General features: G+C 35.5%; 16 protein-coding genes and 3 pseudogenes. 16 read left to right on the top strand and 3 right to left on the bottom strand.

Annotated elements, in window-relative coordinates; translation table 11 throughout:
* Positions 1-54 precede the first annotated feature (54 nt).
* From DN410_RS28505 to DN410_RS14890, 6 genes and pseudogenes are all read left to right on the top strand, one after another.
* A pseudogene (locus DN410_RS28505) lies at positions 55-210 on the top strand (C4-dicarboxylate ABC transporter); the annotation flags it as partial.
* Positions 211-558: 348 nt separating this feature from the next.
* A complete protein-coding gene (locus tag DN410_RS14870; protein ID WP_149177077.1) occupies positions 559-2,262 on the top strand; it encodes a peptide ABC transporter substrate-binding protein in 1,704 nt (567 codons plus the stop codon).
* A gap of 303 nt (positions 2,263-2,565) precedes the next feature.
* On the top strand, positions 2,566-4,281 hold the full coding sequence (locus DN410_RS14875) for a peptide ABC transporter substrate-binding protein (protein WP_149177078.1): 1,716 nt from the start codon (positions 2,566-2,568) through the stop codon (positions 4,279-4,281).
* A 398-nt stretch (positions 4,282-4,679) separates the two neighbouring features.
* Positions 4,680-6,374 (top strand): peptide ABC transporter substrate-binding protein, encoded by a 1,695-nt coding sequence (locus DN410_RS14880; protein ID WP_149177079.1) that lies wholly within the window; start codon positions 4,680-4,682, stop codon positions 6,372-6,374.
* 717 nt (positions 6,375-7,091) lie between these two features.
* Positions 7,092-8,222 (top strand): RNA-guided endonuclease InsQ/TnpB family protein, encoded by a 1,131-nt coding sequence (locus DN410_RS14885; protein WP_149177080.1) that lies wholly within the window; start codon positions 7,092-7,094, stop codon positions 8,220-8,222.
* A gap of 151 nt (positions 8,223-8,373) precedes the next feature.
* Complete coding sequence (locus tag DN410_RS14890; protein WP_149177081.1) at positions 8,374-9,093, top strand: class I SAM-dependent methyltransferase; 720 nt, start codon at positions 8,374-8,376, stop codon at positions 9,091-9,093.
* Between the two features lie 40 nt (positions 9,094-9,133).
* On the opposite strand, the gene DN410_RS14895 is transcribed toward DN410_RS14890, so the two are convergent.
* The gene (locus DN410_RS14895) at positions 9,134-9,529 is read right to left on the bottom strand and encodes a hypothetical protein (RefSeq protein ID WP_149177082.1); all 396 of its coding nucleotides are present in this window, start codon (positions 9,527-9,529) and stop codon (positions 9,134-9,136) included.
* Between the two features lie 136 nt (positions 9,530-9,665).
* Between DN410_RS14895 and DN410_RS14900 the strand changes: the two genes are divergently transcribed.
* From DN410_RS14900 to DN410_RS14925, 6 genes are all read left to right on the top strand, one after another.
* Positions 9,666-10,001, top strand: coding sequence for a hypothetical protein (locus DN410_RS14900; protein ID WP_149177083.1), 336 nt, complete (start codon positions 9,666-9,668; stop codon positions 9,999-10,001).
* A 71-nt stretch (positions 10,002-10,072) separates the two neighbouring features.
* A complete protein-coding gene (locus tag DN410_RS14905) occupies positions 10,073-10,411 on the top strand; it encodes a VOC family protein (RefSeq protein ID WP_149177084.1) in 339 nt (112 codons plus the stop codon).
* Between the two features lie 257 nt (positions 10,412-10,668).
* The gene (locus DN410_RS14910) at positions 10,669-12,765 is read left to right on the top strand and encodes a vWA domain-containing protein (RefSeq protein WP_149177085.1); all 2,097 of its coding nucleotides are present in this window, start codon (positions 10,669-10,671) and stop codon (positions 12,763-12,765) included.
* A 72-nt stretch (positions 12,766-12,837) separates the two neighbouring features.
* Positions 12,838-16,200, top strand: a complete 3,363-nt coding sequence (locus DN410_RS14915; protein ID WP_149177086.1) for a tubulin-like doman-containing protein — start codon at positions 12,838-12,840, stop codon at positions 16,198-16,200.
* Between the two features lie 57 nt (positions 16,201-16,257).
* Positions 16,258-16,398, top strand: coding sequence for a phosphonate ABC transporter permease (locus DN410_RS14920; RefSeq protein WP_149177087.1), 141 nt, complete (start codon positions 16,258-16,260; stop codon positions 16,396-16,398).
* A 546-nt stretch (positions 16,399-16,944) separates the two neighbouring features.
* The gene (locus DN410_RS14925; RefSeq protein ID WP_149177088.1) at positions 16,945-18,327 is read left to right on the top strand and encodes an amino acid permease; all 1,383 of its coding nucleotides are present in this window, start codon (positions 16,945-16,947) and stop codon (positions 18,325-18,327) included.
* An 81-nt stretch (positions 18,328-18,408) separates the two neighbouring features.
* Here the strand turns inward: DN410_RS14925 and DN410_RS28510 are convergent.
* Positions 18,409-19,302 (bottom strand): annotated as a pseudogene (locus DN410_RS28510) (Ger(x)C family spore germination protein); the annotation flags it as partial.
* Positions 19,293-19,712, bottom strand: a pseudogene (locus DN410_RS14935) (spore germination protein); the annotation flags it as partial. The pseudogenes DN410_RS14935 and DN410_RS28510, both read right to left, overlap by 10 nt.
* A gap of 296 nt (positions 19,713-20,008) precedes the next feature.
* On the opposite strand from DN410_RS14935, the gene fdhF reads away from it, so the two are divergent.
* The 4 genes from fdhF to fdhD all read left to right on the top strand — a co-directional run bounded on the left by fdhF (position 20,009) and on the right by fdhD (position 24,717).
* Positions 20,009-22,948, top strand: coding sequence for a formate dehydrogenase subunit alpha (fdhF, locus tag DN410_RS14940; protein WP_149177090.1), 2,940 nt, complete (start codon positions 20,009-20,011; stop codon positions 22,946-22,948).
* A 12-nt stretch (positions 22,949-22,960) separates the two neighbouring features.
* Positions 22,961-23,443 (top strand): helical membrane plugin domain-containing protein, encoded by a 483-nt coding sequence (locus DN410_RS14945; protein ID WP_149177091.1) that lies wholly within the window; start codon positions 22,961-22,963, stop codon positions 23,441-23,443.
* A 115-nt stretch (positions 23,444-23,558) separates the two neighbouring features.
* The gene (locus DN410_RS14950; RefSeq protein ID WP_000039582.1) at positions 23,559-23,903 is read left to right on the top strand and encodes a Na-translocating system protein MpsC family protein; all 345 of its coding nucleotides are present in this window, start codon (positions 23,559-23,561) and stop codon (positions 23,901-23,903) included.
* A 16-nt stretch (positions 23,904-23,919) separates the two neighbouring features.
* Entirely contained in the window at positions 23,920-24,717 is a 798-nt protein-coding gene (fdhD, locus tag DN410_RS14955; protein WP_149177092.1) for a formate dehydrogenase accessory sulfurtransferase FdhD, read from the top strand.
* Positions 24,718-24,722 lie beyond the last annotated feature (5 nt).

Consider the following 24,722-nt stretch of genomic DNA (forward strand, 5'->3'; position numbering starts at 1 on the left):
TTTCGGCAAGAAGACTCTATCTGATTTGTGTTACGGGTGAAACCCAACAATTCAGGTGGTGATGAATTGCCGTCAGAAGCACGTGCCATCGTCAATTTAATTGGTAACGGCGTTGCGACTGTAGTTGTTGCAAAAAGTGAAAATGAATTCAACGATGAGAAATATACGAGAGTAGTAGAGGAAATGAATAGAGAGAAAATTGCCGGATAAAAAGTCAGCATTGCTGACTTTTTTATTTTTGTAGGAAAGAAATTTCTAAAAATATACATTATTTATTAACAATAACTTATAGAGGTTTAAGTTATAAATATAATAAACACTATTAAAATGGTACATTTGTATGAATGGGAAATAGAATGTGAATAGTATATGGAATTTTTATGAATATTACTGTAAAAAAATAATTTTTTAAAAATTTTTAATAATAATACTTTACAAAATTTAAAAAATTAGTAGAATAAGAATTAATAAGAATCGTCTGATAAATATATAGAGAAAAACAGAATTATCAGAAAATTCTTGAATAGGTATCGTTTAGAATTAGGGAGGGTACAGAAAATGAAAAAGAAACAAATGAAAAAACTAACAGCAGTTGTAGCACCAGTTTTAGCAATGAGCATGGCGTTAACAGCATGTTCTACATCAGGTGGAGATAAGAAGACAAGCACAAATTCTAGCTCTAGTGGAGATAGTAAGTCAGGGGAAAAATTAGCAGCAAAACAAGTGTTAAATCGAACAGTAACACAAGAGATTCCGACGATGGACTCTTCAAAATCAACTGATACAGTATCTTCACAAATGCTAGGAAATACGATGGAAGGGTTATATCGTCTTGATAAAGACAATAAGCCAATTCCAGCAGCAGCAGAATCTAGCACGAAAAGTGAAGATGGTAAAAAATATACATTCAAACTACGTAAAGATGCAAAATGGTCAAATGGAGATCCAGTAACTGCGAAAGATTTCGTATACGCTTGGCAACGTCTATTAGATCCAAAAACAGCTGCTGAGTATGCATTTATTGCATTCCCGATTAAAAATGCAGAAGTGGTTAATAAAGGAGAAAAACCTGTAACTGAATTAGGCGTGAAGGCGGTAGATGATCTGACGCTTGAAGTTGAGTTAGAGCAAGCAGTACCGTACTTCTTAAACTTAGTAGCATTCCCATCATACTATCCATTAAACGAAAAGTTCGTTAAAGAAAAGGGCGAAAAGTTCGGTTTAGAGTCTGATACAACTGTCTATAACGGACCGTTCGTTCTTAAAGATTGGAAGCATGAACAAGGATGGCAATTAAAGAAAAATGATCAATATTGGGATAAAAAGACTGTAAAACTTGAAGAAGTTAACTTTAGTGTTGTTAAAGAGGCTGCAACTTTAGTCAATCTATATGATAGCGGTCAAGTTGACTTTGCTTTATTAAATGGAGAGTTCGTTGATAAATATAGAAGCAAGAAAGATGAATTCGGAACATATTCACAAGTGAGTACGTATTTCATTCGTATGAACCAAAAACGTGATGGACAAGACACACCATTAAAGAGCAAAAAATTACGTGAAGCAATTGCACTATCAATTGATAAGAAGAATTTAGCAAACGTAATTTTAAATGATGGATCAAAAGAAATTAACTCTTTAGTACCAAAAGGCTTAGCAACTGGACCGGATGGTAAAGATTTCCAAGAAACATTTAAAAATGGTTTGAAACCAGATGCGAAAAAAGCTGCTGCAGCTTGGGAAGAAGCGAAAAAAGAACTTGGAAAAGATCAAGTTACAATTGAATTCTTAAACTACGATACTGGTAATGCGAAAAAAGTTGGAGAATATATTAAAGATCAGATTGAGAAAAACTTAAAAGGTGTAACAGTTAACATTAAGCTTCAACCATTTAAGCAAAAACTAAAATTAGAATCTGAGCAACAATATGATATTTCGTATGGTGGTTGGAATCCAGATTATGCAGATCCAATGACATTCTTAGATATGTTTGAGTCTAAGCATTCTCACAACCAAATGAGCTTCTCTGATCCTAAATATGATGAAATGGTGAAGAAGGCTGGAACTGAATTAATGAATGATGCGAAAAAACGTTGGGAAGAGTTAGGGAAAGCTGAAAAAACATTACTTGAAGAAGATGCAGCGATTGTACCTTTATACCAACGTGGAGATTCTTATGTTTTACAACCAAATGTAAAAGGTGTAGTAAAACATAATATCAGTCCAGAATTTAGCTTTAAATGGGCATATGTAACTGAAAAATAATAGTGATCCAAAAGCATTTCAAAGCGGCTAAGCTACTTTGAAATGCTTTTTTTAGTGTGCTTAAAATATTAATTTTTAGTGCAGTTAAATAGAGAAGAATAAGGCCTATAGTGTGTACATATAGTAGATGGGGGATAAATCATACTAAATTACGAGTTAAAAAATCAGAATATTTAAAATAAAACTATTTACAAATACGGGAAAAAGAGTAGAATAACATTAGTTGTAATTTTCTGAAAATAACTATTGGTTAGGGGTCTCTCAAGCTTTGGTAATGTACGTATAATTAGGGAGGATACAAAAATGAAGAGAAAAAAGATGAAAAAGTTAACAGCAGTTGTAGTACCGGTTTTAGCGATGAGTATGGCATTAACAGCATGCTCTGGATCAGGTGAGGGAAAGAAAACAAATACTACATCGAATAGTGGGGAAGAAAAAAAATCTGATATTAAATATGCAGCGAAACAAGTATTAAATCGTACAGAAAATCAAGAAATTCCGACGATGGACACTTCTAAATCTACTGATACGTTAGGTGCACAAATTTTAGGAAACACGATGGAAGGATTGTATCGTCTTGATAAAGATAATAAGCCAATTCCTGCTGCTGCAGAATCTAGTACGAAAAGCGAGGATGGCAAAAAATATACATTTAAACTGCGTAAAGATGCGAAATGGTCGAATGGAGATCCTGTAACAGCGAAAGATTTCGTATATGGATGGCAGCGCTTACTTGATAAAAATACAGCTGCAGAATATGCGTTTATTGCCTATTATATTAAAAATGCAGAGGCAATTAATAAAGGAGAAAAACCGGTAACAGAATTAGGCGCAAAAGCGGTAGATGATTATACATTAGAAGTAGAATTAGAAAAGCCAGTACCATATTTCTTAAATTTACTAGCATTCCCATCATACTATCCGTTAAATGAAAAGTTCGTAAAAGAAAAAGGCGATAAGTTCGGTTTAGAAGCAGATACAACGGTGTATAACGGGCCATTCGTTATGTCTTCATGGAAACATGAGCAAGGATGGCAGCTGAAGAAAAATGATAAGTATTGGGATAAGAAGACTGTGAAATTAGAAGAAATTAATTATAGTGTAGTAAAGGAAGTTGCTACGAAAGTAAATTTATATGATACAGGATCGATTGATTTTACATTACTATCAGGAGAATTCGTAGATAAATATAAGTCGAACAAAGATGAATACGGTGAGTATGCAGAATCAAGCACATTCTTCTTACGTTTAAATCAAAAACGTAACGGACAAGATACGCCATTAAAGAGCAAAAAGCTTCGTGAAGCAATTGCATTATCAGTTGATAAAAAAGGCTTGGCGAATGTAATTTTAAATAATGGATCAAAAGCAACGGATCAATTGGTTCCAAAAGGGCTTGCAGCAGGACCAGACGGTAAAGATTACCAAGCTACATTTAAAAATGGCCTGAAATATGATCCGAAAAAAGGCGCAGCAGCATGGGAAGAAGCGAAAAAAGAACTTGGAAAAGATCAAGTTACAATTGAATTGTTAAGTTATGATGATGGAGTTGCGAAGAAAATCGGAGACTATGTAAAAGATCAAATTGAGAAGAATTTAAAAGGTGTAACGATTAATACGAAAATTCAGCCGTTCAAACAAAAGTTAAAATTAGAGTCAGCTCAAGATTATGAAATCTCTTACGCTGGTTGGAGCCCAGACTATGCGGATCCAATGACGTTTATTGATATGTTTGAATCGAAGAGCCCATATAACCAAATGAGTTATTCAAATCCAAAATACGATGAAATGGTAGCGAAAGCAGGTAATGAGTTACTGTCTGATCCGAAGAAGCGTTGGGAAGCATTAGGGAAAGCAGAAAAATTATTCCTTGAAGAAGATGCAGGGTTAGTTCCTTTATATCAAACAGGAAGATCGTATGTAATGAAGCCAAATGTAAAAGGAATTGTTAAGCATAACATTAGTCCAGAATATAGTTTTAAGTGGGCATATGTAACTGAGGATGGCGGAAAAAAATAATATGAAAGCATTTCAAAAGTGGCTGAGCTGCTTTTGAAATGTTCTTTTATATGTATAAGAGAATAGGGTATTTTTTGAAAGCGATTTCAACAAACCGCTGTAGTGGTGTTCAGTAACGGTTATACATGAATAAAACAAATATAAAATTTAGTAATAGAGAAGAATAAGGGTAGCCATGTGTACATATAGTAGATGGGGGATAATTCGTCTAGTAATAATAGTAAAATAACAAGTTAATAGTATTGAAAAGTGAAAAAATTTAGAAATTTTACAAAACTACTTTACAAAACGCGAAAAAATAGTAGAATATTAATTAATAAGAATTTTCTGATAACGAAAGTTAGCAGAGAGTTTCTAAATGTTAATATCGTACATATAATTGGGGAGGGTACAAGAAAATGAAGAGAAAAAAGATGAAAAAATTAACAGCGGTCGTAGCACCAGTTTTAGTAATGAGTATGGCATTAACAGCTTGCTCTGGATCAGGGGAAAAAGACAAGGCAAGCACAACACCGAAAAGCGGTGAAAAAGAAGGCGGAAAATTAGCAGCGAAGCAAGTACTGAATTTAACAGAGGCTCAAGAGATTCCATCTATGGATTCTTCGAAAGCGACAGACCAAGTATCGTTTCTTGCTTTAAACAACGTAATGGAAGGTTTATATCGACTTGATAAAGATAATAAAGCAACTCCAGGGGTTGCTGAATCATATAAAAAGAGTGATGATGGCAAAAAGTATACATTTACATTAAATAAAAATGCGAAATGGTCAAATGGAGAACCTGTAACAGCGAAAGATTTCGTATTTTCTTGGAAACGTGCGGTAGATAAAAATACAGCAGCGGAATATGCATACATTATGTTTGATGTAAAGAATGCAAAAGCAATTAATGAAGGAAAAGCACCACTTGATACGTTAGGTGTAAAAGCGGTAGATGATTACACGTTAGAAGTTGAATTAGAAAATCCAGTTCCTTACTTTGTAGAATTAACTTCATTCGGAACATTCTATCCGTTAAATGAAAAATTCGTAAAAGAAAAAGGTGAAAAATTCGGTTTAGAAGCAGATACAACGCTATACAACGGACCATTTACATTAACAGACTGGAAACATGAAGAAGGTTGGAAATTAAAGAAAAATGCACAATACTGGGATAATAAAACAGTTAAGTTAGAAGAAATCAATTTTAACGTAGTAAAAGATAGCGGCACACGTGTTAACTTATATGAAAGTGGACAAATTGATCGTTCTGGACTTGTATCTGAATTTGTTGATAAGTATAAATCGAATCCAGATTTCTATACACAAAAAACACCTTCAACATTCTTCTTACGTTTAAACCAAAAACGTGGTGGCAATGATACTGTGTTAAAGAGCAAAGATTTACGTTTAGCGATTGCAATGGCATACGATAAAAAAGGTTTAACGAATGTTATTTTAAATGACGGATCTACACCTGCAGATTACTTAGTACCAAAAGAATTTGCTAAGAGCCCGGACGGAAAAGACTTCCGTAAAGAAAATGGAGATATTTTAAAAACTGATTTGAAAAAGGCAAAAGAGCATTGGGAAAAAGCGAAAAAAGAGCTTGGAAAAGAGCAAGTAACTGTAGAGCTATTAAACTATGATAGCGATAATGCGAAAAAAGTAGGGGAGTTCCTAAAAGGGGAGCTTGAGAAAAACTTACCAGGCTTAACAGTGAATTTGAAAAATCAGCCGTTTAAACAAAAATTAAAATTAGAGTCTGACTTAGATTATGATTTATCTTATGCTGGTTGGGGACCTGACTACTTAGATCCAATGACATTCATTGATATGTTCGTTACAGATGGACCTCATAACCAAACTGGATACTCAAATCCGAAATATGATGAAATTGTAGCAAAAGGTAAAGGTGAGCTATTAACAAAAACAAAAGAACGTTGGGATAGCTTACTGAAAGCTGAGAAAATGCTACTTGAAGACGCAGCAATTGCACCATTATACCAACGTGGTGATGCTATCGTTCAAAAAGCAAAAGTAAAAGGTATTGTTCACCATCCAGTTGGTGGAGATTACAGCTACAAATGGGCATATATCGGTGATGAAAAATAAGATGAAGGGCGCACATGATGCGCCCTTTTTTCTATGCACTTTTCTTCTTTCCACGAATATATAAAATAAAAAAGGGTAAGTAACTGTTATGATTTATTTAACCAATTATAACCAAAGTTAATTAAATATATCAGTAAGCCCTGCTAGTCAAGTGATTGGCTAGTAGTGAGGGTTAACTGCGGGCAATCCCTAAAGCTGATTGAACTACAACGTGGCTAGAAATAGCGAGCGTGAATGTCGCGAAAGCAGAAAAAATCAATCAGATCGTGCAAGGTTAAATCCTAAACACTAGAACAATGGGTCTTCCGCCTCGAATCATCTAAGTCAAAATGGATAAGATGAACGTTCAACGACTATCTCGTATAACTGACGAGAGTACATCACAAGCCTATGGTGGTGGAAAAATCCTCTATCTCTAAAGAGATAAACATATAGTCTGCGCTCATGTGAAAACATGAGAAGTTCATAAGAGAACTGGCTAAGGAATTGCGCCCTTAGTTGAACGAGATAAATTTAATTAAATCTATCAAACCTCATCGAATCTATCGAACGTATGTGCTATGGTAGATTCAATGAGGTAAGAATAATAATGAAATTTTTACGAGTTAGTCAAGTATCAGAATTAACAGGTTTGCATCCGAGTAGTCTCAGGAGAATGCTGGTGGAACACGCTACTATTCAGAAGAACAAATCTTTCATTAAAGGAGTTAAATTCTGATGATATTGGCGAAGAAAGTCAGACTAATTCCAACGCCTGAACAAGAAAAAGTGCTTAGAAACCATGCTGGCGCTGCAAGATTCGCTTATAACTATTGTAAAAGAATGAGTGATAGATACTATAAGCTATTTGGAAAATCTGTTTCACAGTTAGCTTTACAGAAACGATTTACAAAGATCAAGAAGCGAAAGAGATATGAGTGGTTAAATGACATCAACGCACAAGTTCCCAAACAGGCTTCAAAAGATTTTGATAAGGCGAGAAAAAATTCGTTCAAAAAGTACAAAAATGGTTCTCACACTTCTTATAAATCCAAAAAAGATTTAATCCAAGGATTGTATGCCAATTATGAAAGACTGATTATAGGAAAGAAAGTAGTTCATATGCAGTCCATTGGAGAAGTGAAAACAAGCCAACAACTACCAAGAAACAAAAAACCATCCAATCCAAGAGTTACCTTTGATGGTCGTCACTGGTGGATTAGTGTAGGGTTCGAAGAATCCTTTGAAGCACAAGGGTTAACCGATGAGTCGATTGGTGTGGATGTTGGTTTAAAAGATCTTTTTGTAGCTTCTAATGGTATGAAAGAACGAAATATAACCAAAGATGCCAAAGTTAAAAAACTTTTGAAAAGGAAAAAATCAGCGCAAAGAGATATGTCTAGGAGATTTAAAAAAGGTGTAAAAATTCAATCTGCCGGATATGAAAAAGCTAAAACTGAGCACCTGCGGTTATCTAGGAAAATTACGAATATCCGAAATAACCATATCCATCAAGCAACAGCTAAATTGGTGAAAACCAAACCAATGAGGATTGTTGTGGAAGACTTATCTATCTCGAACCTGTTAAAAAATAAAAAACTATCGAAAGCATTTTCATTTCAAAAATTACACTTCCTCTTTCAATGTTTATCATACAAGTGCGAGAAGTATGGCATTGAGTATGTAAAAGCTGATAAATGGTTCGCCTCAAGCAAGATTTGTTCATGTTGCGGCGTAAAATACGACCATTCAGTTCAATCAGAAGGACAGTGGAGTTTAAAGATTCGTGAATGGGACTGTGTTCCATGCAATAGCCATCACGATAGGGATGTAAATGCTGCGATAAATTTATCAAGATGGGTAAAATAAAAGCTTGATAATAGGAGGTAACGATACTGCCTCGTGTGGAGTGTTATACCCCTCGTCCCTTCGGGGTTGCGAGAACACGGTGAAGCACTAACTTGTATAAATTTGATTGAATTGTATAGATTTAGTTAAGTTTATCGTATCGGAGAATCCCATGAGACGAAACGTATATATAGATTTTCTAGCTTATTACGGAATAGGAAGTGCTCATCCTGGTGGTTTTACATTAACGAAACAATTGTTAGAACAACTACCTCTTAGACATGAAGCGAATGTTCTTGAGATAGGTTGTGGCACTGGAAAAACAGCGGCGTATATGACAAAAAGATTTGGTTATAAAGTAACAGCGGTTGAAAAGAATGAAATTATGATTCAAAAGGCGAAAGATAGATGGATGTTTGAAGGATTGAATATACAATTAATTCAAGGGGATGCAGAACAATTACCTTGCCTAAACGATTCATTTGAGTTTGTGCTTGGGGAATCGATACTAGCTTTTACAGATAAAGAAAGAGCTATATCGGAGTGCTATCGTGTATTACAGAAGAGTGGCAAGCTTGTTGTTATTGAAATGATTATTGATACACATATTGAGAAAAAAGAGGAAGGAAAAATTACCCAGCTATATGGGATGAAAGAACTATTAACTGAGAGAGAGTGGGTACAATTATTCCAAAAAGCAAATTTTAAAAGAGTTAAAATTGCTGGCGGTGGAACAATTGCGGAAACGATCTCTAGCTACACAGAAGAGCCAGAATGGAATGTATCATCATATATTCCAAATGATTTATATGAGGCGTGGGTACAGCATGAACATGTAAGACTTATGTACCAACATGTTTTAGGGCATCGCATATTTATATGTGAAAAGTAAAGAAAAAGAGTTGGCTAAATATAGTCAACTCTTTTATATATTAAATGAAAAATAGTGCAGCTAAAGTAATTCCGAAGATAAAACCAAATCCGAGTTCAACGCCCCAGCCACAACCGCCGCCCCAGTCGCCTCCACAACCACAATTACCGCAACCACGACCTCCGCAGCCACAGCTACTAAATCCGCCACCACAACCAAATCCACAACTATCACATCTGCTAAGGCCACCACAAAGGTCGCAACCACCGTTTGCATATGCGTTATAGTATCCGAATCCTGTATCAAAAGATGAGCGTTGTTGCATTGGTTCAATCCATACAGAGTCTCTTGTCACATCAATTATTTTTCCTAAATGAACCCGGCCATCTCGGTCTTCAATCCGAACAATTTTTCCAAAGTACCGCCGACATGTATCATAACATTTTTGTCTATGCATGTTCTTTCCTCCTTCCGCATTACAGTAATACGATATGTAAAGGGGACAAGTGCGGCTTGTACGAATGACCTATCTATCATAATTGTTATGTGAAAGGGGGAATATAGGAAAAGGATATAGTAAGGAGGAAAAGGCAATGAAATCTACAGATCAGTTTCAGACATACGAAGTACCATGGGAAGCATTTATTGAAGCGTTACGAGATGAAATGAAAAAACAAGTAGGGGCAGATATTATTGATACGGTAGTTTGCAATTTAGAAGATGGATTTGAAGTGTATACATATGTGCAGGGGGACTTGGATTTTGAATATAAGGAAGCGCTGGAAAGGAAATATGGGAGCGATGCAAAAACGCCTAATGTGTTAACGATTATGTTATTAGCTAGTATTTATAGTGCGAGTGAAGAGAATATACGCTTACATGCGGATCATAAAGAGAATCCGGTTGTTGAAGTGTATGTGAAGCAATGAAACACGCTGTGAAAGGCGTGTTTTTTATTTGTATGGTAAAATGTTAGAAAATTAAGAAAGAAGGTGTTGGGTTGGGAATTAAACATCTTAATTTAACAGTTGCAGATGTAGTAGCTGCGAGAGAGTTTTTAGAAAAGTATTTTGCTTTAACTTGTAGCGGAGCAAGGGGAAATGGCTTTGCGGTTATGCGTGATAATGATGGGTTTATATTAACGTTAATGAAAGGGAAAGACGTACATTATCCGCAAACATTTCATGTAGGGTTTCCTCAAGAAAGTGAAGAACAAGTAAATAAGATGAATCAAAGATTGAAGGAGGATGGATTTTTGGTCGAACCTCCTAAACGTGCACATGCGTACACGTTTTATGTTAAAGCACCTGGTGGATTTACAATTGAAGTGATGTATTAATTTAAAATCAAACTTTTTGCTGTGTGTTTTCCATATGAAAAGTAGGAAAAGTCTGTTTTAAGTGTAGAACTTAAACAGGCTTTTTTTACTTATATAATTTGATAAGTAAGGGGAGAGAAAATATTACTAACTGTATATTTCTGTTTACATAATAAAGTTATGATGAGTTAGTTGTCCTAAAATACAAGTCATATATCTTGTTTCCTCTCATAAATTTAAACATAGGAATTTGTCTACAAAGGTGGCGAAGCCTCATCATGAAAATCCGAATTTGTGCCACGTTCATGTTGTTTCTATTTATATGTTTACCTTTATCAGCTTTTGCAAAAGGAGAGGAGGCAAAGGAAAGGGTCGTTTCACTTGTATATGACGATTCGGGCAGCATGAGAAATAACGATCGCTGGAAATATGCCAATTACGCTTTGCAAAGTTTGGTTGCGCTATTAGATGAAAAAGATACATTTTCTTATGTTCCAATGAGCAAGCCGAATGATCCATTAAACATTTCGTTAACGAAGGATAAGAGACAAACAGAAATTGAGGGAATTGGAGCGTGGAAAACGTATTTAAATACTCCGTTTAGCGCAGTAGAAACAGCGATGCAATCTATAAAAAAGGAAGCAGATATAGATGGGAAACGTGAATTTTGGCTTATTGTCTTAACTGACGGGGCATTTAATGATTTGGAAAAAGATAAGGTTGGTGGAAAAGAACAAATTACACAGAAGTTAGCACAGTTTAAGAAAGAAATGGATGTAAAAAAGATATCGTTACATCCAATTTTAATTACGATGGAAGAGGATTTAGGACAGCAAGAAAAGGAACAACTAAATACGTTTAAAGAAATATGGAAGAAAGAGATAAATGGGGTTACGATGCCATCTAGTGGAGAGGATGGTATTGTAAAAAGTGTCAATCAAGTGGCAGCATTAGTTGCAAATCGTGATCCGTTCTCCTCTGTTGAATCGATTGTAAAAACGAAAGTAGTAGGGAAGAAAGTAGAGATTACAACACCATTTCCGTTAAAGCGTATGACGCTGGTACGACAATCGCCTTCTTTGTCTAATTATCAGGTTACACAAATTTCTAAACCGTTACAATTACAATCTTCTTTTTCCATACATGCACCAGGCGAAGCTAAATTATTCGGAAATATAGTTCATATCAGTACGGAAAATAAGGAAGTTATTAAACCAGGAACTTATACGATAGAAGTGGACCGGGACATTGAGAAAGAAGGGTTACAAGTACTAGTCGAACCCGCGCTTAACTATACTGTTTCTACTTATGACAAAGCGGATAAAAATAGAAAAAATGTTGAGGAAATGCATGAAGATGTGACAGCCGTTATTGAAGCAAAACCTACTGAGTTGCCAGTGCAGTCTTCTTACTTCCAAGCAGAAGTAGAAATAGACGGAAAGCAATATGAGATGAAGTGGGACGATAAAAGGCATGTGTTTTATTACGAAACGAAGCTTACTAAAGGATTAGTACGCGGGAAAGTTCATATGAACATAAAAGGATTTTATAGACAGACGAAAGAATTTAAAATCGAAACAACTGAAAAGCCTAAATTATCACTTCAAACTGTTACGAAAGATTATGAAGAAAAAGTAACGAATTTAGAGAATAGTAAACCATTTATATTACAACCAGAGTTAGATGATAAGCCGATGACAGAAGAGGCTGTAAAGAAACTATTAAAATCTACTGGTGTCACATCTGAACAATCAATCAACTATGAAATAAAGCAACATGGTAATCAAATTTATGTTTACCCTCGTCCTCATTACTCCGACACGTTTAATTTTACAGATACCGGCACCGTAGAAGCTACCATCGTAGTGCAGGATTCAAAGTTACAAGAAGTAAAGAAAAAAATATCACTTCACATTCAAAATGCACCGTTTTATGAAAAGTATGCGCTTATTTTTAAGCTTGTTATTCCGATCACTTTATTACTGTTAATAGTAGGAATAATCGTTTTAGGTTGGATTATTCGTCCGAGGTTTCACCGGAAAGCACTATTATATTACGAATGGGATCAAGAAGTAGCAAAAGATTGGCTATATCAATCTGAACCAGAATTACTTCGAAATAAGTGGTGGAAACATTATTTTGGTATCCCGTTTAGAGCGGAAAGAAAGACTGTGCAATCCGTTACATTTATAGCAAAGAAAGGATCGAAATCTATCTTTGTAGCGAAAGAGTCACAAGTAGTAGGAATGATTATTGATGGGATGTTTATAACAGAAGATGAGGTTGGATTGGAACATAAGACACTATATCCAAATGAACTTTTAGTAATTGATAGAGGATATGGTAAGGAGATTTACAAATACGAGTGTGAATAGTAGATGGGAAAAGAGGAGCGTATTATCTTTCCCTTCTCTTTTCAAACAAGCAAGAATAGGAAGGTGGTTCACATGACGTTACAAGTTCCAACGATATTAATTGGTTTAGGTGGAATCGGTAGTACTGTGACACATCAAATATATGAAAGGCTGCCTGAGGAGCGCCGAAAAAAAGTAGCAATGCACGTATTTGATACAGATGTGAATACATTGAGTAAATTTGATCATATTCGAAAGTTTAAGACGCAAACAAGTTCTAGTAAAACGCCCAGGGAGTATATTGCGGGAGATCCAACGATTCCAGAGTGGTTTCCGATGGATCCAACTATACTTGATAAACCATTAACAGAAGGAGCAGGACAATTGCGCGTCATTTCACGTTTAGCGTTACGTGCTGCAATGAAAGAAGATAAATTGACGTCCTTTTGGCAAGAAATTGAGAAGATTTTTCCGGTTACAAGCGATCAAACAGAATATGGAGTGCGTGTCATTATAGTAACATCACTAGCGGGCGGAACAGGTTCAGGGATGTTTCTACAAATTGCATTATATTTACGTGAAATGCTTCGGAAAAAACTGCAGCATCACAACATTTTAATACGTGGTGCGTTTTTAATGCCTGATGTTTTAGTGAAGACAAGAACAGTTAGTGCGAAAGAGTTTGAAACGGTGCAAGCAAACGGCTATGCATCGTTAAAAGAATTACATGCCATTACACTCGGTTCTACTGGGGAATTATCAAAACGTGGCGGAGTGACGATTGAATTAGAATATCGACCTGATCAAGTAGATGAAGATGGAAGAACGAATCATACGATTAAACAACATCATTTACCGTACAATTATTGTTTCTTATACGATTACGAAAATCTACATGGACACCATCTGCACAATTTATCAGATTATATGGAGCAAATGGCAAATACGATTTATTTACAGTTATTTAGTCCGATGTCTGCAAATCATTTTGCGCAGGAAGATAATCAAATTCAACAATTAGCAGAATCGAGTGGGAAAGGGCGGTATTGCGGGGCAGGAACGGCAAAGATTATTTATCCATATGAGCACGTGTTAAAATATTGTGCTTTAAAATGGGCTGTGCAAGGTTTAGATGAATCGTGGCTTCATTTAGATCAATTGTTTCAAGAAAAGAAACAAAGATACGATCAAGATGTAAAACGTGGTATGCAGCGTGAAAAGCCAGAGCGTGGGAAGAGTTATTTAGAAGACTTAGAACATCTTGCTACTCGCCCAGAACAGGCTCATATTTTCTATAGACAAATGTATAATGAAACGCGTGAAGGAGCGGAGGGTGGTAAGGTCGGTGTTGCGAAATCTAAACTGTTTTTAGAAGCTGTAGAAAGCTATGTACAGCGTACGGTGCAAAAAGACGAGGAATTAAATCGTCTACAGCACGAGTGTAAAATTTCAGCTGCGAAACTGAAAATGATGGAACAAATGAAAGGGGAAGTAGCGAGGGTTGATCATGCGGTTCGTTTATATGCGTATGCGATTCCGAGTCGTGTACATGAACATGTAACAACTCTTTTATATGACATGATTGAATCGGACCGTTTTTCACAAAGTGGATCTGAAGGACAGTCATATCAATTGAATACATGGTTTTTAAAGAAGACAGACCCTGTTCATCCAGTAGCAGCCCGTTTTATGTTATACGAAATTCGAAAGCAGTTAGTAGAAAAAATGAATCGACTCCATGAAAACAATGAACAAAAGCGTAATTTAATTCAAAACTACGATAAGAAATTTAACGTGAGTAATGTTGATGGAACGGTAACCGCTGTCCGCCGCGTTGAAATTGCGCAGCAACAAGGCTGGTTTGGAAAAATGGTTAATAATCAGCAACGTCTATTCAAAAAAGAGTTTGAAGACATCGTAATGCAATATGTACACAAATTAAATGAGTATCGTAAAGAAATGTTATTAGAACTTGTGTATCAATCACTATATCAAGCAGTTAGTAAAATGATTCAATATTGGGAAAGGTTTTTTGATAATTTGCACGAGACACGTGAAAATTTATTATTTGAAATTCAAAAACGAAGTAAGGAATTTGAAGGGAAGACAAATCCAACGAATGTATACGTATTAGCTGAAGAGAAGTTACAAGAAAAGATTTGGCAAGATATGCAGCAACATTTAAATTTAGGTGTATTACCAAAAGATATATCTGCGGAAATTTATATGAGTTTGTACGGGGAATATTGCAGGGATGCGAAAACGGAAGAGATTCAGTCGAAAAAGGTTGAAGATTTCTACCGTGAACATATACTGAGCTATTGTTATGATGAACTACAAGTACGCTATCGTGATAAATTAGAGCTGAATATTGTAGAGGCATTACGAAAAGAAGCGGATTATAAGAAGCGTGATCGTGATGAATATGTCCGTGAAAAAATTGAAGACTTGTTCCATTTAGCAAGTCCGTTCGTGCCGAAAGTTTCCCATCATAGGGAATTACAATATTGGGGTATACATCCTTCTTTAAAGAAAGAACTGCAAGAGGAATTAATTCAAGAGATGTTTAAAGAAAAAGATACAGTACATGAAGCCTTTTCGCCATTTGAAGTAATCTGTTATCGGGCACATTACGGCTTGTCGCTACAAGACTTTCCTAAATTATCATCAGGGCATATTGCAAACGGCTTTATGAATGATAAAGGTGACTACTTCCAATCATATTATCGCCGAGTGAATAAATTAAATAGTAAAAAATCTAGTTTGACACCGCATTTAGATAAGTATTGGCACTTACCGGCCTTTATGCCAGACTTGAATGCGACTCAAACAAAATTAGATTACGATAAATGTAATCGAGCTCTTCTATACGCGTATATGTATCGCTGGATTAGTTTAGTTGCTGTTGATGGGCAGTTTGTGTATCAATATAACGGTGTGGGACGTAGCTTCTTAATTCAGTCCATGGGCAAAAATATTTCAAGCGAAAGTTATAAACTACACAGAGCATTGCTTCATAATCCGTTCATTTATGAAAACATCTTGTCCAGATTTGAAGAAGAACAAGAAAAGGCGATGATACAAGGTGGACATTTATATACACATCCATTCGTATTAGGTGCTCAAGATATTAGATGGCTTCGTAAAGAGCATGTCCATAATATTTTAGATATGATTTTAATGTATGATCGTGAAGCGAAATATGATCCGACGTTAGAAGAAACTTCTGATGAATTATTAAGATTATTCCTGGATGAAATTGAGTTATACTTCCAAAACTATTATGGTACTGGTGCTGATATGGTTGCGAAGAAAGAAAAAGAAATGTTTATTAAACAATTGTGGGATCGTTCGTATGCGAAAGGATATGTGGATCCAAATAGTGCACCGTATAAAAAGTGGCAAAATTTATTACACGTTCACGATGAAGAAGAATCGCCAAAAACGAATGTATAATGAGTGAAAAGGGAATCCTTAAGAGTGGCAATACAACTTTAGAAAAGAGGGATTCCGATGCCGTTTTTAGGAAGTGTATATCAAATATTTGGATTATATCCAGAAATTTATTATGGGATGATTTCAGCTGAGCTACAAGAAGAGGCTCAGAAGGAACAACTTAAAAATAGTAGTACAGAAGCTGAAGTAGAAGAATAAAAAAGTGCAGATGAAAATCTGCGCTTTTTTATTAGCTTTAAAATGGTTGCATACCTTTAACTAAATTGTAAATAACAATTTAGTTAAAGGTATGATAACGTCTCTTACATTCTATCTAATGTATTATATAAAATGAAAAATTTAGTTAAAAATATGATAACGTCTCTTACATTCTATCTAATGAAAAATGTATAAAAATCAATATAAAAAAATGAATATAAATATAAAAATAGGAAATAACAATGTTTTCAAGAAAGTAATCATGTTTAAAAACAACATTTGATACATAATTAACCATTTCATATAATTAATTTTATTGTTGACAATATAATTAATTATATGATAAATTCAATCAGCGTTCTTAGTGGTTTGTTGCTGAATTAATTGTTTTAAAATTCACTACAGTTGAAAAAGATTGATTTTTATGACTTTTGTCGAATTATTTAGTTCATGGGAAGTGGATCATGTATATTTTTATTTTCTAAACAGAACAGTAATAAAGATTGTAATAAGTAAGAGATAAACTTGAAAAAGAGGTTTCAATGAATGAGTCTTTTAATAAAGAAAACAATGGATGTAGAAAAGAAAAAAGTATTGAATCAAACTTTAGGTGCCATTGACCTAACTCTTTTAGGGATTGGAGCAATTATTGGTACAGGAATTTTCGTATTAACAGGTATTGTAGCGGCGAAACATGCTGGCCCAGCGATTGTATTATCGTTTATATTAGCGGCGATTGTATGTGCGTGCGTAGCTTTCTGTTATGCTGAATTTGCATCTACAGTTCCAGTTTCGGGAAGTGTATATTCATATACATATATGACACTAGGTGAGATTTTTGCATTTATAGTCGGTTGGTGCGTTATGTTGGAGTACTTACTAGCGACTTCTGCGGTAGCAGCAGGATGGTCAGCGTATTTTCAATCACTGCTATTAGGATTTAATATTCACATTCCTACAATTTTTGCTTCGGCACCTGGTATGGGGAAGGGTGGAATTATTGATTTACCAGCAGTTCTTATTATTTTAGTTGTTACATTTTTATTAAGTCGTGGTGCAAAAGAAAGTGCACGAATAAATAATATAATGGTTATTATTAAGCTGGCTGTTATTGTAGGATTTATTGTTGTAGGAACACAATATGTAAAGCCAGAGAATTGGCAACCATTTCTACCGTTTGGCTTTCACGGTGTAGTAGGAGGCGCTGCTACTGTATTTTTTGCTTTTTTAGGATTTGATGCAGTTGCAACAGCCGCAGAGGAAGTGAAGCGTCCACAACGTAACGTGCCAATTGGGTTACTTGTTTCCTTATTCATTTGTACCGTTCTATATGTAGGTGTTTCATTCGTGTTAACTGGAATGGTTCCGTTTATGGAATTAAATGTTGCTGATCCGGTTGCATATGCGTTGCGCACTGTAGGAGAAGATAGAATTGCTGGATTGTTATCGGTGGGAGCAATAGCAGGGCTAACAACAGTTTTGTTAGTAGCTATGTTTGCATTTGTTCGTGTATCTTACTCGATGAGTCGAGATGGATTGTTACCAAAAAGACTTTCAAGTGTGCATAAACGTTTACAAACTCCATTTTTTAATACGTGGGTTACAGGTATACTAGCAGCTTTATTAGCGGGATTAGTGGATTTGAATTTATTAGCTAATTTAGTTAATATGGGAACGATAACAGCATTTGTGTTTGTATCTATAGCTGTCATTGTATTAAGAAAGACACATCCTAATATGAAGAGGCCATTCCGTGCGCCCCTAGTACCTTTTTTACCTATCGTTTCAATAGTAAGTTGTATATATTTAGCTTTGAACCTTTCTAAGCTTACTTTAATTAGTTTTGTGGCATGGATTATAATAGGTGTTTTCATATATTTTGTATATGCTAAAAAACATAGTAATGTTAGAAATGGAAATAGAGTATAGTCTGTTGAAATAATATTTGTAATGGAAATGAAAACACGCTACTTATTCTTTAAACGTATAAGAACAAGTAGCGTGTTTTTGCTATTTAATAATCCCATTTTCTAAAATTTTAATAGTAGGTGCTACTTTCACGTTAGCTTTTGAAAAGGCACTCGGCCAATCATCTTCAACCTTTTTCCATTCTTTATATTGAAATGCTCTCGCATAATCACCAAATCCGAATGGATCAAGTTGTTGTTTTTGAATTTTGTGGATTAAATCGTTCAAATCTTTGTTTAGTTGTTTTGTAATAAGAGAAGTTAATTTTTTTCTATCTTTGTCTATATCCATATTGAATGTAAGTTCAGATACAGCAATTTTTAAATCCATTTTAACATTAAATTTGAAGTGGTTATCGCTATAGTCTGTACGGATATCACGATTCATGCTAAGAACATTTATTGTTACGAAATCGCCGCCATCGGTATCTTTTAAATCACTATTACTTTCAACTGAAGTAGAAGGGATCTTCAATGTAAGCGAAACCGGTGTATTAGCTTTCTTTTGTAACAAAAGAAGAAGGGCACTTTCATAACGATTTAATGACATTTTATAAATTCCGCGAGAAGTTAATAGCGCAGAACCGGTAACGATAACATCTTTTTTACCTTTTTTTATTTCTGAAATAGCAGGTGTTATACCTTTATTAAAAGTTTGCCTGTGAAATTCATGGAATGTCGTAAAAACGGTCCGATTGTACAGTTTGTTCGTATTAATTAAATCTGTTAAATACTCGGGAAGGGCGGGCTTATCTTTAAAGTTACTATATATAACTGAAGAAATGGGACCGTCTACTGCAACCATGCGCATGTTTCCAGTGTTTTTAGGATCACGATACCAAACATCGAGGTAAGGCATAGCCCCTTCTTGTTTTAAAAAATTTGTGCTAAATAAAATGAGCTGTAACTTTTCTGTAGATACTAAGCCGCCACTTGCGTATCAAGTTCTAAAGCGGAAAGTTGTCCATTTATAAATAAAATGCTTTTACCATGCAAAAGGGACTGTTCAATGTCGGACCACTTCTGAACTTTTTTTATATTTCCGATTGAAACAGAGGCTTCCCAAAAATCGTATTCATTCCACTCTTTAAATAAGAAAGGACGAAGAATGTTTACGTTAATAACAGTTTTGTCTACAAGTCCTTCCATATATATAAGTGCAGCTTCTTGTCCGTTTTTTAACGGGAAAGTGCGTGTAATTAATTCTGGAATACCACTAAACAGTTTGGACAAGTGCTTTAGGTTAAGTGGAAGAGAAGAAGAAATAGGTTTATTTAATGTATGATCAGCTTGCTCTTGGGTAGAAAAAGATTTTTCACCACGAATCCATTTATTAAAAGACCCCATTTGTTTGCTTACTCCTTGTTATGTTTTATATGGGTTATTATGGATAGTTCCAAGCGGACATATGCGTAGTTTGAATTTTATATTGTATATTTTTAAGTTTAACGATATAATAACAGTGTTAAAGATGGAATCGTGATATGACCTGTTATGAATCTATCGTTTTATTTATGAATAAATGGATTGGTATTTTAGCAAGATGTGCTAATAAACTACTCCACCATGATAATAACGTGCCGAAATGTGGTGCGTATATTTTCGTGGTGGAGTTTTTTTATTCTCAAAAAGGGGGAAAGACCATGAATGACAACATGGTTCATATTACAATTGACGGAAAAAATTATACAGCGGAGCCCGGTTCAACGATATTGGGTATTATTAATGAGAACGGGATTGAACATCCGCAAATTTGTTACGTGCCAGAAGTAGATCCTATTCAAACATGTGACACTTGTATTGTAGAAGTTGACGGAAAGTTAATGCGCTCTTGTTCGACAGTAGCGACGGAAGGTATGAACATTGAACGTAATTCTACTCGTGCAAAAGAAGCACAAACAGAGGCGATGGATCGGTTACTAGAAAATCATTTATTATACTGTACAGTATGTGACAACAACAATGGGAACTGTAAGCTGCATAATACAGCAGAATTAATGGAAATTGAACATCAAAAATATCCTTATGAACCGAAAGTAGATGTAAGTGAAGTTGATATGACGCATCCGTTTTATCGCTATGACCCTAATCAATGTATTGCATGTGGTCAATGTGTAGAGGTGTGTCAAAACTTACAAGTAAATGAAACATTATCGATAGACTGGGAAGCGGAGCGCCCACGAGTGATTTGGGATGAAGGAGTAAATATTAATGATTCTTCATGCGTTAGTTGCGGTCAATGTGTAACGATTTGCCCTTGTAACGCTTTAATGGAGAAAACGATGCTCGGTGAAGCTGGATTTATGACGGGATTAAAACCAGATATTCTTGAACCGATGGTAGATTTAATTAAAGAAGTTGAGCCTGGATATAGCGGTATTTTTGCGGTATCAGAAGTGGAAGCGGCTATGCGTGATACTCGTACGAAGAAAACAAAAACAGTATGTACATTTTGTGGTGTAGGTTGTTCATTCGAAGTGTGGACGAAAGGGCGTAAAATCCTTAAAGTACAGCCTTCTTCTGATGCACCAGTTAACGCAATTTCTACTTGTGTAAAAGGAAAATTCGGTTGGGATTTCGTAAATTCTAAAGAACGAATTACGAAACCTTTAATTCGTAAAAATGGAACGTTTGTTGAATCTACATGGGAAGAAGCATTGAATGTAGTTGCAAGTAAACTAGGATCTATTAAAGAAGAGTACGGTAAAGATGCTATCGGTTTTATTTCTTCATCTAAAATTACGAATGAAGACAATTATGTGATTCAAAAATTAGCTCGACAAGTATTTGAAACGAATAATATTGATAACTGCTCACGTTATTGTCAATCACCAGCGACAGACGGATTATTCCGTACAATTGGTATGGGTGGTGATGCAGGAACGATAAAAGATATTGCCAAATCTGGTCTTGTTATTATTGTAGGATGTAATCCGACAGAAGGTCATCCAGTTTTAGCTACACGCATTAAACGGGCGCATAAGTTACACGGTCAAAAGTTAATTGTAGCTGATCTTCGTAAAACAGAAATGGCTGAGCGTTCAGACGTCTTTGTTAGCCCAAAACAAGGAACAGACCAAGTATGGTTAATGGCTGTTACGAAATATATGATTGATCAAGGTTGGCACGATCAACAATTTATTGATGAAAACGTAAACTTCTTTGAAGATTTCAAAGAAAGTCTAAAAGAATATACGCTTGAATATGCAGAAGAAATGACAGGTATTTCAAAAGAAACACTTATTCAAATGGCTGAAATGATTCGTGATGCAGATGGTACATGTATCCTTTGGGGTATGGGAGTAACGCAAAATACAGGTGGGTCTGATACTTCCGCTGCGATTTCAAACTTACTTCTTGCAACAGGGAATTATCGTCGTCCAGCAGCAGGTGCGTACCCGCTTCGAGGTCATAATAACGTACAAGGTGCTTGTGATATGGGAACTTTACCAGGTTGGCTTCCAGGATATCAGCACGTTACTAACGATATGGAACGTGCGAAATTTGAAATTGCATATGGAGTGGAAATTGCTAGTGAACCAGGTCTTAATAATATTGAAATGCTTCATGCAATCGAAGAAGGGAAAATGAAGGCAATGTATCTTGTCGGAGAAGATATGGCTCTTGTAGACTCTAATGCGAACCATGTACATGAAGTGTTATCGAGCCTTGATTTCTTCGTTGTGCAAGATGTTTTTCTTTCTAAAACTGCTCAATATGCAGATGTTGTATTACCAGCAGCACCGTCTCTTGAAAAAGAAGGTACTTTCACAAATACAGAGCGCCGTGTTCAAAGGTTGTATCAAGTTCTACCTACGCTTGGAGATGCGAAACCAGACTGGTGGATCGTGCAGGAAATTGCGAATAAATTAGGTGCAAATTGGAATTATAGTCATCCAAGTGAAATCTTTGCTGAAATGGCAAGTTTATCACCACTATTTTCACAAGCGAATTATGAAGTACTGGAAGGATGGAATAGTTTCCATTGGGGAAGTTTTGATGGAACGAATACACCCCTTCTTTTCCAAGATGGATTTAACTTCCCAGATAAAAAAGCTCGTTTTGCGATTGCTGACTGGGTACGTCCAGCTGAATTCCCAGCTGAGTTCGATCTTCACATTAATAATGGTCGTATGCTTGAGCATTTCCATGAAGGGAATATGACAAATAAATCAACAGGCATTCAAACGAAAGTACCTGGTGTGTTTGTTGAAGTTTCTCCAGAACTTGCAAAAGAACGTGGAGTGAAAACAGGTTCATTAGTTCGTCTTGTCTCTCCTTTTGGGGCATTAAAATTACGTGTACTCGTTACAGATCGTGTAAAAGCGAATGAGTTATATTTACCGATGAACTCTACAAATAATGAAACAGCAATTAATTTCTTAACAGGTCCTGCTGTAGACTTACGCACGAACACACCTGCTTATAAACAGACGAAAGTGCGTATGGAAGTGCTAGAAATTGATGGCGAAAATCCGATGCCAAAAGCGAACCCACGTAATAAAAAACGTCATCCTCAAGCTGGTATTGAGGTAGATCGTAAGTGGGCACGTCCAGGGTATGTGCATTTAACGGATAAGTAGGAGGAGAAAAATATGGCTGCACCTATAAAAGCGATTCAAAGACAAGAATTAACTGAAGAAGAAATAAAACAGCAAAAGTTAGATGATTTAAAGGGGCTTCTAGCTAATAATGAAGATGCTCTAAATCAAATGTTTAATATAGTAGGGGAATTGAATGATATTGGTATGCTAGAAGCGGCAAATTCTATGCTGAAAGCGAAAGAGCCAATCGCAAAAATTGTTCTTGGCCAAGTAACTCGTAAACCTGTTACGAATTTAATTAATAATATGATGGGCGCTGCTGGTGCATTAACAGAACTTGATCCGGAACTTACGAAAAAACTTATAGGTAGCTTATTAGTAGGGCTAGAAGAAGGTAATGAACATCTAGAGAGTAATAAAAAAGTGGGTGTATTCGATCTTATGAAAGTATTGAAAGATCCAGACATTAACCGTGCCATCGGATTTGGGCTTCATTTCTTAAAAGGTATGGGTAAAGGATTAAAAGACGAGTAACCTTCATGAAGTGAACCTTTTCGTCCAAATATTCGTATGAAATAGTTTGGATGAAAGGGTCATTTTGGTAAAATATATACGAAAGTAAAATGAGTGTTTTTGGGGGTATGACTGTATGTCAAAAAAAGTACATGAATTTAATGATATGATACGAAAACTTCGAAAGGAACTTTTCGGAAAAGGACCAGAACGGATTCATACTGTATTTGCTGAAAATATGGCGATTGCAACACTTTATGGGAACTTAACACCTACTGAAAAATTCATTTCAAGTACGATGGACGGTGCGGAAATGGTTCATATGGCTAGAACAAAAATGATTCAAGAAGTGTATGCTGCGAATTCCCGTGAACATTTGGAGGAACTTGTTGGAGCGAAATTAGTGAATTTGTTCTCAGATATGAAAGTAGAAGAGGATATTGCAGTTTCGGTATTTGTTTTTGATAAAAATATAACGTGAGAGAAGGATACTGATCGTGAAACCGATACAGGTAGAAAGAGAAATCTTTCGTTATGAACAAGGGGCGTTTAAGCATATAGAGGACAGCATTGTAACAGAGTTTCCAGTCACGATTAAAATGAACGGACAGGAGTTTGTTACAATGGTTAGTACTCCAGAATATATAGAAGACATGGTAATAGGCTTCTTAGCATCTGAAGGAATCATTCGAAAGTATGAAGATATTGATGACATATGGGTACAAGAGAAAGAAGGATTTGTACATGTCACGACGACAAAAGTGAATCCGTATTACGAACAAATGCAAAATAAACGTTACATTACTTCATGCTGTGGTATGAGTAGACAAGGGTTTGTTTTTGCAAATGATGCACTAAGCGCGAAAAAAATGAATGGTGTCCATGTACAGGTTGCTGCAGAAGACTGTTTTCGATTAATGAAAGAAATGCAGCAATCTGCGGAGACATTTCGTCATACAGGCGGCGTTCATAATGCGTCTTTGTGCGATGTGAATGGTATTATTTTAAGTAGAATGGATATCGGAAGGCATAATGCGTTAGATAAAATTTACGGTTATTGCTTAAAAAATAATATTTCTATAAGCGATAAAATCATTGTTTTTAGTGGTCGTATTTCTTCAGAAATATTATTGAAAGTGGCGAAAATTGGTTGTGAAATTATATTGTCAAAATCAGCTCCAACTGAGTTGGCTTTGCAGCTAGCAGAAGAGTTAGGGATTACTACAATAGGGTTTATCCGTAACCAATCTTTAAATGTATATACGCATCCAGAGCGTGTTTTAAATATAAAATAAGTAAA

The sequence above is a fragment of the Bacillus sp. SH5-2 genome, assembly GCF_008368905.1.
GTDB classification, from domain to species: domain Bacteria; phylum Bacillota; class Bacilli; order Bacillales; family Bacillaceae_G; genus Bacillus_A; species Bacillus_A luti.

What these genes read in the sequence shown, in the direction of transcription:
- DN410_RS14875 (WP_149177078.1), top strand. Translation starts at nt 2,566, where the DNA reads ATGAAGAGAAAAAAGATGAAAAAGTTAACAGCAGTTGTAGTACCGGTT.
- fdhF (WP_149177090.1), top strand. Translation starts at nt 20,009, where the DNA reads ATGAATGACAACATGGTTCATATTACAATTGACGGAAAAAATTATACA.
- DN410_RS14945 (WP_149177091.1), top strand. Translation starts at nt 22,961, where the DNA reads ATGGCTGCACCTATAAAAGCGATTCAAAGACAAGAATTAACTGAAGAA.
- DN410_RS14870 (WP_149177077.1), top strand. Translation starts at nt 559, where the DNA reads ATGAAAAAGAAACAAATGAAAAAACTAACAGCAGTTGTAGCACCAGTT.
- DN410_RS14920 (WP_149177087.1), top strand. Translation starts at nt 16,258, where the DNA reads ATGCCGTTTTTAGGAAGTGTATATCAAATATTTGGATTATATCCAGAA.
- DN410_RS14925 (WP_149177088.1), top strand. Translation starts at nt 16,945, where the DNA reads ATGAGTCTTTTAATAAAGAAAACAATGGATGTAGAAAAGAAAAAAGTA.
- DN410_RS14915 (WP_149177086.1), top strand. Translation starts at nt 12,838, where the DNA reads ATGACGTTACAAGTTCCAACGATATTAATTGGTTTAGGTGGAATCGGT.
- DN410_RS14895 (WP_149177082.1), bottom strand. Translation starts at nt 9,529, where the DNA reads ATGCATAGACAAAAATGTTATGATACATGTCGGCGGTACTTTGGAAAA.
- DN410_RS14880 (WP_149177079.1), top strand. Translation starts at nt 4,680, where the DNA reads ATGAAGAGAAAAAAGATGAAAAAATTAACAGCGGTCGTAGCACCAGTT.
- DN410_RS14950 (WP_000039582.1), top strand. Translation starts at nt 23,559, where the DNA reads ATGTCAAAAAAAGTACATGAATTTAATGATATGATACGAAAACTTCGA.
- DN410_RS14885 (WP_149177080.1), top strand. Translation starts at nt 7,092, where the DNA reads ATGATATTGGCGAAGAAAGTCAGACTAATTCCAACGCCTGAACAAGAA.
- DN410_RS14890 (WP_149177081.1), top strand. Translation starts at nt 8,374, where the DNA reads ATGAGACGAAACGTATATATAGATTTTCTAGCTTATTACGGAATAGGA.
- DN410_RS14910 (WP_149177085.1), top strand. Translation starts at nt 10,669, where the DNA reads ATGAAAATCCGAATTTGTGCCACGTTCATGTTGTTTCTATTTATATGT.
- DN410_RS14900 (WP_149177083.1), top strand. Translation starts at nt 9,666, where the DNA reads ATGAAATCTACAGATCAGTTTCAGACATACGAAGTACCATGGGAAGCA.